The organism is Shimia fortis (genome assembly GCF_040225985.1).
Classification (GTDB): Bacteria; Pseudomonadota; Alphaproteobacteria; order Rhodobacterales; family Rhodobacteraceae; genus Shimia.
In genome coordinates, this window is the sequence record NZ_JBBPEU010000024.1 from 1 (window position 1) to 15,662 (window position 15,662).

A 15,662-nucleotide genomic window follows, 5' to 3' on the forward strand; every position below is an offset into this window, starting at 1 on the left:
GGCATCAGCGAGAGCTTCGTGATTTATCGTCCCACTGGCCAGATCATGTGGGCCTTGGTGGACGGCGATGCACAAACGTCGATTAACCTGCAGATCGGCGCGGACGTCTTCGACCTGTTGGCTTGAGCGCCACGTGAACCGAGCTCCTGTTCGTATCTAAGTAATGAAACGAGCAAAAGAGCTTAAACCATGAAGTATCTAATTGCCCTCGGTGTCTTACGGCGTTGCTCTCGAGTGCTAATCGACCATCGTGCAAGAACAGCGCTTACTTAAAGCTTGCCAATATGGCGGCAATGAACAGCGAAGTTTGAGACGATGACATTGACCATCGTAGCCTCCGTCGGCATACCATCGGCAAAGATGTGAACGGGGCTGGAGGCGCGACGATGCAGTCCTCGCATGGGCGGGTCAGGCGTGAAGATCTGTTCGGTGCATGGAACGCAGACTTCAAAGGTGAGCCTGCGGGGAAGCGCGGCTTGCTTCCGCCAATTTCGTTTCCTTGGCTTTGACTCGGTCCTGACCGCTTTCAGATTCACGGATTTAGGCAAGTTTCTCATAGTATTCGTAAGCGAGCTTAACGAGGGGCTGTTCAGGGCATTGTGGGTATTCAGTTCCTAACCCTCCTAATATTGCCATGTCAGAACCGTTCTGATTGGGAAGATTAAGAGGATTGGGGTCGGGCAGCCGTCTTTGGGCACGTCTCAGCGCAGCTTTTGCGTCGAAGTTCAACTAAGTTATAAATGATACCCACGGATGATGCGCCATGCTTCTTTACGTGGTTTACCCGCTACCTCTTCGCCATTTGCCGCAATACCCAACCATATTCCTGAAGGTGCTGCAGGGCCTTTCTGGTACGGGCAGTCAACTTGAAGGGGTCACGCTGCGCCGCAACGGCAGCTGCGATGCATGGCTCATTCCAAGTCTCCAACAGCCATTTGCGCATCCGCTCTGCTTCGGCCAGATCCCGCGGCACGACTGCCGCATCTGCGAGGCGCGCGGCTTCATTCGCGTAGAAGGTGGCGATCTCGATTGCCCCTGCCATCGTCTCGCCTGCCGCCTCCACTGCGTCCGGGTCGGCATAAATCGTCAGGACCGCCGCGAGGCGTGCAGCATGTTCTACAGCTTTGCTAGCGAAGGCTCGCGCCCCCACGAAGGGACCACCGGGGGCCTGCGCTGTCTCCGCTTCGCAGGCAAATATGACCAATGCTGCGCGGGCGCCCGGCGACATTGGCAGCACAGGTGGCGCGAGTTCGGTACGCTTGTTTTCTGCAAGAGGTAACTCGCGAGAAAGCAGCGACCGTATGCGCGTGGCAAAGCGCGCAATCTCAGCCTCGGCCAGCGCGTCTCTTTCCATGCGTAGACGCGTCCCGACGTGCGAAGCAGGGCGACAGACCAAAAAGCGTGCTAAAAGTCCTTGCTCATTTGCCATCGGGTCAGACAGCAGCGCTTCCGCCGCCACTGGCTGCTCCAGAATATGCGCTGAGAAGCGCCGTCCGACGTAGGCTGAGACGCCATCGCCTGCACGCCATCTGTCGAGCGGTTGGCCATCCCACATGGCGCTGAAGCTCGCGCAAGTGGCGAGCCGGTTTTCCGCCTTCATACTATGCCCGCCGAAAAGCGCGCCCCGCTCTTCGGTCATGATGCCAAGACTGGCGCGGCTGCGGCAGTCGGCCCGCCTTAAGGTCAAGTTAAATTGCCCAGCGAGAGCGGCCGGCCAGCTTGGCACTCAGTTCGTTCAGTGTCAGGTAGGTTTGCATTTAGATCATCCTGTTGTGTGTCGGATGATCCAAAACTGGCTGATTTCGGTGATTTTGATCCAAGGGACATCTTCAATCAGTTTCGATGTTTATGTCCCCTTGCTTCGAAGTGAGTGCTCGTCGCACTGCTTTGGTAAGTGCCGCGTCAGTCTTTTCTTCGCCCGCGATGGCAAAAGCGGTGCGCACAAATGACACAACTGGGCCGTTGTTGGCTTCCAAAGTCTTCTTTGTGTCGCTTAGGGGGCCGGACGACAAGAACTCCTTATATGTCGAGGCAAGCGATCGCAGCAACATTTCCTGAGCAGCGTAGGGCGATTTGGGTAGCGGCGCTGCGTTGCCTCTTTTCTTGCCCTCGTTCTCCATCCACCTCGCAGTCGCCGTGACTACTTTAAGAATCTTGCAGATAGCGTCATGAACGTCTGGGAAGTCTGGCGGCAGCTCAACGTCCAAAACCTCGGCGAGGTCCGGCTTCGCAATAAACACTTTACTTGCGGCTTCGAACTGTTTTCTGAGTTTTGCAAGTGCATTGAGCCGCTGCTCGCGTCGAGCTGCCCTAGTCAAGTCAGGCCACGTATCTCGCAAGGAAAATGCAGACGAAACTGAAACGGCAAGATCACTCATTTCGGCTCGCCAACGATTCATGGAGATCGGGTCAGACTCATCAGATGGGCGCTCAAAGCGCCGCGGTATACTGCCTTCCGCCTCGCGCACGGCTTCGATCAGCCTTACGGCGGCCGCAACGTTCCAAACTGTCGGAGGCAACGTAGAAGCCTGGCACATCCCTCCAGTCCATTGCGGGGGTATTCTTTGGAACATGTCGCGACTTGCCAAGCAGCGTTTTTTGCCTTTTCGGTCGCTTGTAAGTCGACATCCAAGCCGAGCGTGGCCGTGCGTTTCAGTACGACAGACAACCTATTGAGCGCCTTACGTGCCGTATCGGCCTTAGTATGCCAGATCGTGGTCAACGTGTCGCGAATGTCCCGCTGGTCGAGGTCTGTCACCGGCACTTTGCCCAGCTTTGGAAGGACATGAGTGTTCAGAGGCGACAGCCACCTGCCCGCTGTGCCATCGCCCGTTAGCTCGGCCTTGCGCGTTTCGAACGCATACGTCGTAATCACAGCAAGGGAAATGTCCTCACGTCGTGCGGCTCGTCTTTCCGCTTCGCGTTCTTTTTTTTGGATCGCGGTTTTCCGAAGCAACGGCTCTCCACCGCGCTGCTTGTTTCCGGGCCTCGGCTCGTCCGAGCGCAGGAAAACCGCCAAGGGCCATTTCATCGTCTCACCCTGTCAAAGACGGCGGCCATCGCGCAGCCTTCGGGCGTTTAAGTGCCTGTTTTGCCGAAAAGGGCTGACTTCCCGCCTGCACGCATTTGGTCAAGCGCGTCGATCCAGGCATGGGCCTGTTCCAGATGGCCCCGTCGCAGAAGTTGCAGCGCCATTTCGCGTTGGGGGCAATCGGGATACTCTTGCATCCAGCGGTCTTTCGTCTGGCGGATGATCGAATCTGTCACGGGGGCTCCAAGGCTGGCCGAAAAGGTTAACAGAATGTTAACACAGTTTTCGTGCAACACCTAATCACAGGTCATTGGGCGACTCGTGATTCCAATCGTTTTCAACACATGTGCCTCATAGACAACATCAACGCAGGAGCGCAGCCGTTTGTTCCGCAATCACTTTTTCTTCGTTGGTTGGAATGACAAGTGCCGTGACTCGGCTGTCGGCGGTCGAGATCACAGGGCCGCCAGCTGCGTTGGCCGCATCGTCCACATCCACGCCCAACCAGCCACACCCTAACAGGATTCTCCGTCGCACGTCCGGTGCGTTTTCCCCGATACCTGCGGTGAATACGATGGCGTCCACGCCATTCAGGGCGGCGGCCATGGAGCCGATCTGGCGGCAGGCACGATAAGCGAACAGATCAATCGCCTCGGCTGCAGCGGGATCGTCGCTCGCGGCGAGGTCGCGCATGTCGCTGCTGATGCCGCCCGAAACACCGTAGAGCCCGGATTGCGAAGACACCAGAACCTCGGCTTCTTCAATGCTCAGGCCCTTGTCGCGCACCAGATAGAAAATCACACCCGGATCGAGGTCGCCGCAGCGTTTCCCCATCACCAACCCGTCGAGCGCGGTGAACCCCATTGAGGTGGCCACGCTTTGGCCGTCGATCATGCCGCAAAGACTGGCCCCATGGCCAAGGTGCAGAACGATGACGCGCCCGGTTTTGGGCCCCAGATGGGCGGGAAGTTGCGACGCAATGTAATCATAGCTGAGGCCATGAAACCCGTATCGCAGCACGCCGTCCTCGGTCAGCTGTCGGGGCAACGCGAAAAGCTGTGCAAGGCGCGGCTGGGTGCGGTGAAAGGCAGTGTCGAAACAGGCCACTTGCGGAATGTCGGGCCAGACCGCCTGAAGGGCCGCGATCCCGGCAAGGTTATGCGGCTGGTGCGCAGGGGCGAGGGGAGAAAGCGCCGCCATGCGGGTGACCACCTCGGGCGTGATACGCGTGCTGCTGGTGAAATCCTGTCCGCCATGCACAACGCGGTGCCCTGCGGCGACAATCTCGACATCCTGAAGGTCTGATTGCAAATGTGCTGTCAGCCAGGCCAGCGCCTCGGCATGTTTGGCGTCTTGCGCGACCGGAAGCACCTCGGTTTTTCCGTTGGCGTGATGCTCGGCACCGCTGCCAATCCGGTCGATCAGCCCCTTGGCCAGAAGGGATTGATCGTCGGCCGAAAAGACGCCGTATTTGACCGAGGACGAGCCCGCGTTCAGAACCAGGATGGCGTGGGTCACATGAATACCTTTCCTTGCCTGTGATGCACCAAAAGCTGCGCCAGTGCGGCAGAAACCACACGCGAGAGGGTTCCGTCGGCGCGGCTGGTCAGCATGACCGGCACCCGTGCCCCCAGAACCAGCCCCGCCGAATCCGCTCCGGCCAGATACATCAGCTGTTTGGCAATCATATTGCCTGCTTCAAGGTCGGGGGCGATCAAAACGTCAGGATCACCGGCCACTTCCGACACAATACCCTTGGTTTCGGCGGCTTCCTTGCTGACAGCGTTGTCAAACGCAAGGGGACCGTCCAGCAGACCGCCTGTGAGTTGTCCGCGATCCGCCATCTTGCACAGGGCACCAGCCTCGACTGTAGAGGGAATCTTGGGATAGATGGTTTCCACCGCCGACAGGATCGCGACCTTGGGCAACTCAACGCCGAGGGCATGGCCCAGTTCGATCGCGTTCTGAATGATGTCGGCCTTGGTTTCGAGATCGGGGAAGATGTTGATTGCCGCGTCCGAAATCAGCAACGGCTTTGGATAGGTCGGCACGTCAAGCACGAAGACATGGCTCATCCTGCGCTCGGTACGCAGCCCACGGGTCTTGTGCACGACCTCGCCCATGATTTCGTCCGTGTGCAACGCGCCTTTCATCAGGGCCTGCGCCTTGCCCTCGCGTACCAGCAGCACGGCAGCCTTGGCCGAGTCGTGGCTGTGCTGGGTATTGACGATCTCGCACTCCGAGATGTCGATCCCTGCCTCGGCGGCTGCGGCACGGATCTTTTCTTCGGGGCCAACAAGGATAGGCAGGATCAGGCCATTGTCACGCGCCGCAAGCGCCCCTTCCAGCGAGGCGTCATCACAAGGGTGCACGATGGCGGTCGGGATGGGGTCAAGATCCGCAGTTGCTTTCAGCATCAGATCAAAGCTTGAGGGGTGTTGTGCGGCGGCGGTTTGGGCGGCGGTCTCCAGAGGTAAAATCACGGGGGCTCTCCTGTTCGCCGGCCCAAGGGGGCCAGCCGGTTCATATCTGTTGCGGCCTGTCTTACGCTCGTACTGTTTTGAAAACATGACACAGCGCAAATCGCATCAAAGGTTTCCGCGACGTCGCCCTACATGCCAGCACAATAGGCGTCCACCTGCGGTCATGCCCTCGCGATGGGCAGATCATGCACCCTCGACAAACCCGCCGAACGCGCGTTGCGCAAAGACAAGCGGTGTCCCTTCACCGATCATGGCGCGGGTCACTTCACCCACCATGATCGAGTGGTCGCCGCCGTCATGCAAGGCATAGGTGCGGCATTCAAACCTCGCCAGACAGTCGTCAAACAGGGGCGCGCCGTGGTCGTTGAGGTGCATATCCACAAGGTCAAAGGCATCGCCGCGATCGGCAAATTCCTTGGCCAGCGTCAGTTGGTCGTCGCGCAGGACATGGATCGCAAAGTGGGTGGCCTTGCAGAAATAGTCATACCGGTCCGAGGATTTTGCGGGCGCCCACATCACGAGCGGGGGCACTAGCGACAGCGCGGAAAAGGAATTGGCAGTCATGCCGATGCCGCCGCTGGCCTCGGGGGCGGTGATCACCGTCACGCCGGTGGCAAAACAGCCCAAAGCGTCCCGGAAATCACGGGTATTGTCTTCACGTGGGGTGAACTGCCTGACCATCGCGCGATCCTGTTTTCTGCCCATATCTGATGATTGGGACCGCCTTTACGCGATTAAGCCCGACATGCAAGGGGGTTTGCAAGGTCTCAGTTCAAATCTTCGAGCAACCGTCCGTGTTTGCGTGTCTGCTGGATCACCTCGCCAAAGGTGGTGTAGCCGCGCGATTCCAGCATGGGCAGCATCTTGCACAGGACTTCGGCCGTGGCCACCGCATCCCCAAGCGCGGTATGGCGCAGGTGCGGTGGGATGGTCACGCCCAGCCGGTCGCACAGCGCATCCAGCGTATGCGTGTCACTGGCCCCGAACAGCACGGCGGAGAGCAAAACCGTGTCAATAATCGGGTGATCCCAGACGAGGCCGTTCTGCTTGCCATAGCGGTGCATGAAGGCCATGTCGAAGGGTGCGTTGTGGGCGACAATGACGGAATCGCGCGCGAACAGGTGGAACTGGCGCGACACGCTGTGCGCATCCGGGGCATCGGCGACCATCGCATCGGTGACATGGTGCACCTTGGTCGAGGCAGGCGGGATCTTCATGCCCGGATTGACAAGCTGGTCAATGCTCTCGCCGGGTACCATGCGCCCGTTCACCACCCGCACGGCGCCCAGTTGCACGATCTCGTCCTTGTGCGGCAAAAGCCCCGTGGTTTCCGTGTCAAACACCACGAAATCCATCTTCGTGATCGGACGGTCTTCAAGCGCGCAATCCTCGGCGCGCGACATCATCAGGTCGAAATCATAGACCAGCGGGCGCGCGGCCTCGGGCGAGATTTTGGCGTGGGCCTCGTCGATCACGATCATATAGGCCGGCCCGGTCCCGATCAGTTTCAGACGGGCGTCAAAGCTCAGGCGTCCCTCGGTGCCCTGCGCCTCGAAACTCACATCCTTGCCGGTCTTGTTCATCTGGGTCACGGCGGCCATCAGCGACTCTTTCTGGAAATAGTCGAAGATCGAGGCATTCAGGCGCGGCACGTGGATCTGGCCCAGAACTTCAGCGGCCTGGCCGTCATAGAGGATGATCTGATGCGACGGACCAACGATGACCATGGCAATCGGAATCTCGGTCAAGAGCGCGGTCAGAAACTCTTTCTCGGAGACGATCCGCTTGGTTTCTGAGGCAATCGCCTCGGCGGTGCCCTGTTCGGTTTCGCTCAACTGTCCGGCCACGGCCTGCGCGGCAGGGGCAAGGTCGCCCAGATAGCGCGCCTCTTCTGAATTCAGCGTGACCGCGACACCGGCATGGGCACGGGTGCGCATCGTGGCGGCAATGCGTTCGATGGGTTTGGCGACGTTTTCGTCAAACAACAGCCAGATCCCCAGCGACAGGCCCAGCAGGGCAAAGCCGGAAAGCGCGGCGGCAAAAACATAGCCGCTCATCACATCGCCGCCGATCGACCGTTTATACCCGATGTAAAGCGCCGCATCGACAAGAGCGAGTCCGCCAAAGGCGATCAGCAGGAAAAACAGGAACACGCGCAGGCGTAGGGACCAATGGGCAAACATCACGAAATCTCCTTGCACAGGGTGGTCAGAACCGGATCATCAGTTCCGGCATTGACCCAAGCCGCGCCGGTGATGGTGCCGTCCTCGGCAAAGGCCACGTCATCGCTCAGAACCGCGCGCCGCCCCAAGACGCAATCACCGATCATCGGCACCTTGTTGACCTGCGTCCAGCGGCCGAAATAGTAGATATCCACCAGCGCCACACCAGGCTTTTCGGGATGCTGGCGCGCGGTCGCGGTATCCACGGCGACGAAGCGGTCGACATAGGGAAAGGCGTAGGTCCAGGGGCGGTAGAACACCTGGTTCTCAACGGTCTGGGCCACCTCGATCCCGTCGGGAAGGCTTCCCTTTGTACGGTCGAACCAGTTGTATTCGTTCGAGATCGTCGCGGCGAGCATGGCGAGCCCCGCAGCCACCGGAACCAGCCAGCGGGGCAGACGCCCCCCGATCCCGCGGTTGATCAACATCAGGATCCCCGCGGCCGCGACACCCGCCAGAACAACGGCGATCAATTCCAGAAACATGTCTTTCCTCCTCGTGGCGTTCCCCTGCCGGTCCTCTCTCCGACAGGGGGCGCGTCGTCTGTGTGGGGGTTAACCCAGCATGCCGCGTCCGTGACCGATGGCTGATTGCAGCGATTTCACCACGACAAAGGCGTCGCGCAGGTGGCTGCGTTCAAAATCGGACAGGTCGGACGGGCGCAAATAATTGTCGGGGGCCTTGCCGGTCTTGACCAGTTCGGCCTGATGCAGCAGGCGGGTCTCGGCGATCAGGTCATAGGCATCCAGCAGGTCGGCAGCACCGGATTCCGACAGAACCCCGCTGTGCTGGGCCTCTTCAAGGCGCGCGCGCGTGTTGACAGCGGTCAGGCGGCCTTGCAGCGCATAGACACGGGCCAGATCGACGATCGGCACCACGCCGTTATGTTTCATGTCCAGCTGGTTCTTGTGCTCGCCCGATCGGATGGTTGCAAAACCACGCAGCAGCCCCAGCGGCGGCTGGTGCTTGAGCGAGTTCGAGATCATATGCGCTACGAAGATCGAGTTCGCGCTCGCGATTTTGAGAGTTTGCTCCTGAAGGTCTTCGAACAGGTCCGCGTGCCCGCCGATGGGGCGCAGGTCGAACATAACCGAGGCCAGCATTTGCGCCTCGGGGTTCGGCTTGTTGATCCAGCCGTCAAAATAGCCCTTCCAGACCCTTAGCGGCTGGCACCAGCGGTCTGCGGTCGCCATCATGTCGCCGGGGCAATAGAAATAGCCACAGACATCCAGCCCGTCCGAGACGAATTTGGCCAGTTCGGCGAAATAGCCGGTGCGCTGGTCTTCGGTGACTGCATCGTCAAGGATCATGCAGTTGTCCTGATCGCTGACGCCGGTCTGTTCCTGGCGCCCTTGCGAGCCGCAGGCCAGCCAGAGATAGGGCACAGGGGCGGGCCCGAGTTTCTGCTCGCCCAGCGACAGCAGGCGGCGCGTTGCGGTGTCGGCGATATCGGTGATCAGGCGGGTGACCACCTCGTGCCGGTTGCCACCGGCAACCAGCTGCACCAGAAGCTGCGGAATGCGCGCGGTGACCTTGGCCATCTCTTCGGCGGTGTCGGCATGGGCAATTTCGCTGACCAGTTCGGCCGAGCTTACGGCCTGAAAACGGGTCAAGTCAGTCTGTGTCACGATCCCCACCAGTTTGCCACTTTCAACGATCGGCACATGGCCGATCTTGCGTTCCATCATAGCGTGGAGCACGTCCGAACCAATGGCATTTGGCGCCAATGTGATCGGGTTGCGGGTCATCACGTCCTGAATGGGGGTCGAAACGGGCAGGGCCTTGGCCAGCACCTTGCCCGACAGGTCGCGCGTCGTGACGATACCGGACAGGGCGTCGCCCTCGGTGATGCAAAGCGAGGAAATCCCCTTGTCCTGCATCAACTGTGCCGCGTCCTGCACGGTGGCGTCGGGGGGGCAGGTCACGGGGCTGTGGGCCATCAGGGTTTCGACAAGGCTAGTGGCCAGATTGTTTTCGCGGGGTTTGTCGATGCGCGTGCGGTCAAAGAACTTTCGCGCGGCCTCGTGGTCTTCGATCAGCTTGTAAAAGGGGATCGGCGGCAGCACCAGAAGAATCGAATGTTCGTCAGCGCGCGCACTGGTGACGGCGATGCCGTCGCGCAAAAGGCCGCGTTCCCCAAACGAATTGCGCAGTCCCAGATGCGAGACCACCACGTCGTTTTCGTCGCGGATTTCCACCTGGCCTTCATAGATCAGGAACAGCCCGGGCAGTTTCTCACCGGCGTCATAGATCGAAAAATCCTTCTCGACCTCCCATGCTTCGAACAGGGGCGCGACCTCGGCAATGACGTCCGCCGACAGCGAGTCATAGGGGTGCACCGATTTGAGAAAGCGGATGATCTGCTCTTGAGTGAGGGGCATGGGAATCAGCCTTGAAAGGAAAAGAAAAAGTCCTGTCCGGTATGCACCGGACAGGACCATTTTGAAAGATGACGGGCCGTCGCGGGGGAGGGCCCGCCCATCGTGTCTTAGTGACCTTCGACAGCCGCGCCAGCACCTTTGGGGATGCGGACGTTTTCGACGAGTTCGTCGATTTCGGCCGGGATCGGATCGGTCGATTTCGAGACCATGAAGGCAACTGCAAAGTTGATTGCCGCGCCAACTGCACCGAACGAGGTCGACTTGATGGTGCCCAGCAGCGGGTCAGCATCCGAGAACGAGTTGGTGCCCGGGATGAAGAACCAGCCTTTGTGCAGGAAGATGTAGATCAGGGTTACGATCAGACCTGCCAGCATACCAGCCACGGCGCCCTTGTTGTTCACCTTGGTGAAGATACCCATCATCAGGGCCGGGAAGATCGACGCAGCGGCCAGACCGAATGCCAGAGCAACGGTTTGTGCAGCGAAGCCCGGAGGGTTCAGACCGAGGTAGGTCGCCACCGCGATAGCTACAGCCATCGAGATACGTGCCGACATCAGTTCGCCTTTTTCCGAGATGTTCGGGCTGATGGCGCCTTTGATAAGGTCGTGCGATACCGCCGACGAGATCGCCAGAAGCAGACCCGCAGCCGTCGAAAGCGCAGCGGCCAGACCACCTGCAGCAACCAGGGCGATCACCCAACCAGGCAGGTTGGCGATTTCCGGGTTGGCCAGAACCAGGATGTCGCGGTTGAAGTTGGTGAGTTCGTTCTCAGCACCCCAGCCAGCGGCTTCCATTTCGGCAACTTTGTCGGCGTCCTTGTCATTGAAGTACGCGATTTTGCCGTCGCCGTTCTTGTCTTCCCAGCCAAGCAGACCGGTTTTCTGCCAAGTGGCCATCCAGTCGTACTTTTCGTCCGATTCCATCATCTGGACCGATACCGGGTCACCCGAGGTGCCATTCGGCCACATCAGTTCCGAGATGTTCAGACGCGCCATCGCACCAACAGCAGGCGCGGTGAGGTACAGCAGGGCGATGAACACCAGGGTCCAGCCAGCCGACCAACGTGCCGCCGAAACGGTGGGAACGGTGAAGAAGCGCATGATGACGTGGGGCAGACCCGCGGTACCGATCATCAGCGACAGGGTGAACAGAACCATGTTCAGCGTGTCAGCGTGGTGTGCGGTATACTCTTTGAAGCCCAGCTCGGTCACGATCTGGTCGAGCTTCGCCAGCAGCGGTTCACCCGAAGCAGCGTGATCGCCGAACAGGCCCATGGCCGGGATCGGGTTGCCGGTCAGTTGCAGCGAGATGAAGATTGCCGGAATGGTGTAGGCAACGATCAGAACGCAGTATTGCGCAACCTGGGTGTAGGTCACACCCTTCATGCCGCCGAAAACGGCGTAGGCGAACACAACACAGGCGCCGATCAGCAGACCGGTGGTGTTGTCAACTTCCAGGAAGCGGCCAAACGCAACGCCAACACCAGTCATCTGACCGATCACATAGGTGGTCGAAGCCACGATCAGACAGATAACAGCCACCAGGCGAGCGGTGGGCGAGTAGAAGCGGTCGCCGATGAATTCCGAAACGGTGAATTTGCCGAACTTACGCAGGTACGGTGCCAGCATCAGAGCAAGCAGAACGTAACCACCGGTCCAGCCCATCAGGAACGACGAGTTGTCATAGCCGGTGAATGCGATCAGGCCGGCCATAGAGATGAACGACGCTGCCGACATCCAGTCAGCGCCGGTTGCCATACCGTTGACGACCGGGTGGACACCCTGGCCAGCGGCATAGAATTCCGAAGTCGAGCCCGCGCGGGCCCAAATTGCAATACCGATGTAGAGCGCAAAGCTCGCACCGATAAAGATCCAGTTGAGTACAAACTGATCCATCTGTCCCTTATCCTCTTATTCTTCCACGCCGTGTTCGGCGTCGAGTTTGTTCATCCGCCAGGCGTAGAAGAAGATCAGCGCCAGAAAGACAAGGATCGAACCTTGCTGGGCGAACCAGAAGCCCAGATCGGTTCCGCCGACGGCAATGCCGCTCAGCATCGGACGCAGCAGGATGCCGAACCCGAAAGAGACCAGCGCCCAGATAACGAGGCTGATCTGAATGATACGAATATTGGCTTTCCAATATGCGTTGTTGGATGAGTTGTCGGCCATGTTGGCTCCTCCCTCTTTTCCGTTTCCTCCGCAAAGGCGCACGGGTTCCCCCGCGTGCCTTTACACTTCCCCTTTACGCGGTTGCCTGTTCGACAATCGCGCTCAGATTTCCTGCGATGGCGCCGATATCGCCCATGGCGTCGACCCGTTGCAGAGCGCCCTTGCCGTCATAATAAGCAATGAGCGGTGCCGTTTGCGCGTGGTAGGCCTCAAGGCGGCTGGCCACGGTTTCGGCGTTATCGTCGGCGCGGCGTTTCATTTCCGTGCCTCCGCATTTGTCGCAGACGCCATCCTTGGTGGGCTGCTTGAATTCGTCGTGATATCCTTCGCCGCAATTGCCGCAGGTGTAGCGGCCCGAGATGCGCGTCACCATGGCGGCGTCTTCTACATCAAGGCTGATGGCGGCGTTGATCTTCTGACCTGACTCGGCCAGCAGCGCGTCCAGCGCCTCGGCCTGCACCGTGGTGCGCGGGAACCCGTCAAGGATCACGCCTTTGGCACAGTCTTCATCGGCGAGACGATCCCGCAGGATGTTGATCACGATCTCGTCGCTGACCAGATCCCCAGCTTCCATCACGGCCTTGGCGGCTTTGCCCGCCTCGGTGCCCGCGGCCACGGCGGCGCGCAGCAGGTCCCCTGTCGAAAGTTGCACGAGGCCGAACTTCTCTTCCAGCATACGGGCTTGTGTGCCCTTCCCGGCGCCCGGAGGGCCGAGAAGGATCAGAACGGGTGCGGCGGCTTTTGCAGTATCCAGCATCAGTCCGTTACCCTTTGTTCATCCGGTTTTCGATCAGGTCATCGACGACCGAAGGATCGGCGAGGGTCGAGGTGTCGCCCAGCGAGCCATAATCGTTTTCGGCGATCTTGCGCAGGATACGGCGCATGATCTTGCCCGAACGGGTTTTCGGCAGGCCGGGGGCCCACTGGATCAGGTCGGGCGAAGCAATCGGGCCGATCTCGGTGCGGACCCAGGTGCGCAGCTCTTTATACAGTTCGTCGGTGGGCTCGACGTCGTTCATCAGGGTGACATAGCAATAGATGCCCTGACCCTTGATGTCGTGCGGATAGCCCACAACAGCGGCCTCGGCGACGGCGGCATGTGCCACAAGCGCGCTTTCGACTTCGGCTGTGCCCATGCGGTGACCCGAGACGTTGATCACGTCATCGACGCGGCCGGTGATCCAGAAATCCCCGTCTTCGTCGCGGCGGCAGCCGTCACCGGCAAAGTAATAGCCCTTGTAGTCCGAGAAATAGGTTTTCTCGAAACGCTCGTGATCCTGCCAGACGGTGCGCATCTGCGCGGGCCAGCTGTCTGCGATACACAGAACACCCTCGGTCGGGTAGCTTTCGATCTCTTCACCCGAATGCGGATCCAGAACCACCGGCTTGACGCCGAAGAAGGGCTTCATGGCCGAGCCGGGTTTGGTGGCGTGTGCGCCGGGCAGGGGGGTCATCATGTGACCGCCGGTCTCGGTCTGCCACCACGTGTCAACAATCGGGCAGCGGCCCTTGCCGACAACGTCATTGTACCAGTTCCAGGCTTCGGGGTTGATCGGTTCACCCACGGTGCCCAGGATGCGCAGGTCGGAGAGGTCGCATTTTTCGACAAACTCGTTGCCCTGGCCCATCAGGGCGCGGATCGCGGTCGGCGCCGTGTAGAACTGGTTCACCTTGTGCTTTTCACACACCTGCCAGAAACGCGAGGCATCCGGATAGGTCGGCACGCCTTCGAACATGATGGTGGTGGCACCATTGGCCAGCGGGCCGTAGACGATATAGCTGTGGCCGGTGACCCAGCCTACGTCAGCGGTACACCAGAAGATGTCGCCTTCATGGTAATCGAACGTGTATTGGTGGGTCATCGAGGCGTAAACCAGATACCCGCCCGAGCAGTGCACGACGCCCTTGGGCTGACCGGTCGAGCCCGAGGTGTACAGGATGAACAGGGGGTCTTCCGCGTTCATCTCGGCGGGCTTGGAATATTCGTCCGCTTCCAGCGCCATTTCGTTATAGTCAAAGTCGCGCCCGTCAACCCAGGTGGTCTGGCCACCGGTGCGTTTCACGACAAGGCATTTCACCGTGTCTTTACAGTGCAGCAGCGCCGCGTCGGCATTCGACTTGAGCGGGGTCTGACGTCCACCGCGCGGGGCATAGTCGGCGGTGATGACAACCTTGGCATCCGAACCGTTGATCCGCGCCGACAGGGCGTCGGGCGAGAAGCCTGCAAACACGATCGAGTGGATCGCGCCGATGCGGGCACAGGCCAGCATGGCATAGGCGGCTTCGGGAATCATCGGGAGATAGAGGACAACGCGGTCGCCCTTGCGCACGCCGAGGTCTTCCAGGATGTTGGCCATCTTACATACGGCAACGTGCAGTTGCTTGTACGTGATGTGCTGGGCGGCTTCGTTGGGATCATCGGGTTCAAAGATGATCGCGGTCTGGTCGCCACGGGTCTCGAGGTGACGGTCAATACAGTTGGCGGCTACGTTCAGCGTGCCGTCTTCGAACCACTTGATCGAGACATTGCCGGGCGCGAACGAGGTGTTCTTGACCTTGGTGAAGGGTTTGATCCAGTCGATGCGCTTGCCATGCTCGCCCCAGAAGGCTTCCGGGTCGGCCATTGATGCAGCATACATCTCGTCATACTTGGCGGCATCGGCATGTGCGCGCGCTACCAGATCGGCACTCGGCGGATAGGTGGGGTTTGCGGTGGTTTCAGACGACATTGAGGTTCCTCCCTCTGAAAATTGCGGACGGTCAGTCAAAGTGACGTGACGGTACAATGAAATATCCATCGTTGCAGGGATCATAGTTGAGACTGAAAATTTTGAAATAAGGCGCAGAAAGGTAAGGAAATTTTTGTAAAATCTTTTCCAGCACCCCGGGGGTGATTGTAAATATTCGCTAAAAAAGTGTAAAAACCATAAGAAAAGCAAGTGATTGAGAGTCAAACTCACGGGAAGCTTTAGGGGAGAAGTGACCAGTTTCAAGGCCAATATCGAAAAATACCCAGAATTGGGGAGGTGTGACAAATCGTTGCCTTCGTCGGACGGGGCTCTGAAAACCGGTTTCGTATGGGCATTGAGGTTCAAAAGCGACGAATCTTGTTTTGTGAACGAAAAGGGCCCCCGCATCGCGGAGGCCCCTGAAACCGGCGTTGTCGTTTTGGCTCACGCCATCAGGTCATAGACCTGTCCGGCGATCATCAGGTTGATGCTGTCCTGACCGGCCCCGTCAACCAGCGCCCACATGATCTGTCCCGTGGGACGATAGATGATGAAGGCTTCTTCGATGTTGTCATCGCCCGAGCGTTCGCCATCGGGGCTGGAGGTGTGGGTGGTGTTGATCTGGAACTGCGAGGCGGTCGCCGTGCC

14 protein-coding genes and 1 pseudogene are annotated in these 15,662 nt (G+C 59.4%); all 15 read right to left on the reverse strand.

The genetic code is table 11. The features are described 5' to 3' along the window. Positions 1–787: 787 nt before the first annotated feature. Complete coding sequence (locus WNE31_RS18060) at positions 788–1,600, reverse strand: DUF3987 domain-containing protein (protein ID WP_349981344.1); 813 nt, start codon at positions 1,598–1,600, stop codon at positions 788–790. 229 nt (positions 1,601–1,829) lie between these two features. Next, positions 1,830–2,378, reverse strand: coding sequence for a hypothetical protein (locus WNE31_RS18065; protein WP_349981345.1), 549 nt, complete (start codon positions 2,376–2,378; stop codon positions 1,830–1,832). Between the two features lie 104 nt (positions 2,379–2,482). Then, positions 2,483–3,031 (reverse strand): phage integrase central domain-containing protein, encoded by a 549-nt coding sequence (locus WNE31_RS18070; protein ID WP_349981346.1) that lies wholly within the window; start codon positions 3,029–3,031, stop codon positions 2,483–2,485. A gap of 47 nt (positions 3,032–3,078) precedes the next feature. Beyond that, on the reverse strand, positions 3,079–3,267 hold the full coding sequence (locus WNE31_RS18075; protein ID WP_349981347.1) for a hypothetical protein: 189 nt from the start codon (positions 3,265–3,267) through the stop codon (positions 3,079–3,081). A gap of 127 nt (positions 3,268–3,394) precedes the next feature. Beyond that, positions 3,395–4,549 carry an acetate/propionate family kinase gene (locus WNE31_RS18080; protein ID WP_349981348.1) on the reverse strand — a complete coding sequence of 385 codons (1,155 nt, stop codon included), beginning with the start codon at positions 4,547–4,549 and terminating at the stop codon, positions 3,395–3,397. Beyond that, positions 4,546–5,514: a bifunctional enoyl-CoA hydratase/phosphate acetyltransferase gene (locus WNE31_RS18085; RefSeq protein ID WP_349981349.1), complete on the reverse strand. Its 969-nt coding sequence runs from the start codon at positions 5,512–5,514 to the stop codon at positions 4,546–4,548. The genes WNE31_RS18080 and WNE31_RS18085 overlap by 4 nt, the downstream gene beginning before the upstream one ends. Positions 5,515–5,697: 183 nt before the next feature. Next, positions 5,698–6,195 carry a flavin reductase family protein gene (locus WNE31_RS18090; protein WP_349981350.1) on the reverse strand — a complete coding sequence of 166 codons (498 nt, stop codon included), beginning with the start codon at positions 6,193–6,195 and terminating at the stop codon, positions 5,698–5,700. An 86-nt stretch (positions 6,196–6,281) separates the two neighbouring features. Next, the gene (locus tag WNE31_RS18095; RefSeq protein WP_349981351.1) at positions 6,282–7,697 is read right to left on the reverse strand and encodes a 3'-5' exonuclease; all 1,416 of its coding nucleotides are present in this window, start codon (positions 7,695–7,697) and stop codon (positions 6,282–6,284) included. Further along, positions 7,697–8,221: a hypothetical protein gene (locus tag WNE31_RS18100; RefSeq protein WP_349981352.1), complete on the reverse strand. Its 525-nt coding sequence runs from the start codon at positions 8,219–8,221 to the stop codon at positions 7,697–7,699. The genes WNE31_RS18095 and WNE31_RS18100 overlap by 1 nt, the downstream gene beginning before the upstream one ends. 69 nt (positions 8,222–8,290) lie before the next feature. Next, the gene (locus WNE31_RS18105; protein WP_349981353.1) at positions 8,291–10,117 is read right to left on the reverse strand and encodes a putative nucleotidyltransferase substrate binding domain-containing protein; all 1,827 of its coding nucleotides are present in this window, start codon (positions 10,115–10,117) and stop codon (positions 8,291–8,293) included. A gap of 107 nt (positions 10,118–10,224) precedes the next feature. Next, the gene (locus WNE31_RS18110; RefSeq protein ID WP_349981354.1) at positions 10,225–12,012 is read right to left on the reverse strand and encodes a sodium:solute symporter family protein; all 1,788 of its coding nucleotides are present in this window, start codon (positions 12,010–12,012) and stop codon (positions 10,225–10,227) included. Positions 12,013–12,027: 15 nt separating this feature from the next. Continuing rightward, positions 12,028–12,285, reverse strand: coding sequence for a DUF4212 domain-containing protein (locus tag WNE31_RS18115; protein WP_349981355.1), 258 nt, complete (start codon positions 12,283–12,285; stop codon positions 12,028–12,030). Between the two features lie 73 nt (positions 12,286–12,358). Next, positions 12,359–13,042 (reverse strand): adenylate kinase, encoded by a 684-nt coding sequence (locus tag WNE31_RS18120; protein ID WP_349981356.1) that lies wholly within the window; start codon positions 13,040–13,042, stop codon positions 12,359–12,361. Between the two features lie 7 nt (positions 13,043–13,049). Then, positions 13,050–15,014 carry an acetate--CoA ligase gene (acs, locus tag WNE31_RS18125; protein WP_349981357.1) on the reverse strand — a complete coding sequence of 655 codons (1,965 nt, stop codon included), beginning with the start codon at positions 15,012–15,014 and terminating at the stop codon, positions 13,050–13,052. 444 nt (positions 15,015–15,458) lie between these two features. Next, positions 15,459–15,662, reverse strand: a pseudogene (locus WNE31_RS18130) (hypothetical protein); the annotation flags it as partial.

Bases quoted from the DNA above. Each gene is read 5' to 3' on its own strand.
- WNE31_RS18060 (WP_349981344.1), bottom strand. From the start codon at position 1,600: ATGAAGGCGGAAAACCGGCTCGCCACTTGCGCGAGCTTCAGCGCCATG.
- WNE31_RS18065 (WP_349981345.1), bottom strand. From the start codon at position 2,378: ATGAGTGATCTTGCCGTTTCAGTTTCGTCTGCATTTTCCTTGCGAGAT.
- WNE31_RS18070 (WP_349981346.1), bottom strand. From the start codon at position 3,031: ATGAAATGGCCCTTGGCGGTTTTCCTGCGCTCGGACGAGCCGAGGCCC.
- WNE31_RS18090 (WP_349981350.1), bottom strand. From the start codon at position 6,195: ATGGTCAGGCAGTTCACCCCACGTGAAGACAATACCCGTGATTTCCGG.
- WNE31_RS18095 (WP_349981351.1), bottom strand. From the start codon at position 7,697: ATGTTTGCCCATTGGTCCCTACGCCTGCGCGTGTTCCTGTTTTTCCTG.
- WNE31_RS18100 (WP_349981352.1), bottom strand. From the start codon at position 8,221: ATGTTTCTGGAATTGATCGCCGTTGTTCTGGCGGGTGTCGCGGCCGCG.
- WNE31_RS18105 (WP_349981353.1), bottom strand. From the start codon at position 10,117: ATGCCCCTCACTCAAGAGCAGATCATCCGCTTTCTCAAATCGGTGCAC.
- WNE31_RS18110 (WP_349981354.1), bottom strand. From the start codon at position 12,012: ATGGATCAGTTTGTACTCAACTGGATCTTTATCGGTGCGAGCTTTGCG.
- WNE31_RS18115 (WP_349981355.1), bottom strand. From the start codon at position 12,285: ATGGCCGACAACTCATCCAACAACGCATATTGGAAAGCCAATATTCGT.
- WNE31_RS18120 (WP_349981356.1), bottom strand. From the start codon at position 13,042: ATGCTGGATACTGCAAAAGCCGCCGCACCCGTTCTGATCCTTCTCGGC.
- acs (WP_349981357.1), bottom strand. From the start codon at position 15,014: ATGTCGTCTGAAACCACCGCAAACCCCACCTATCCGCCGAGTGCCGAT.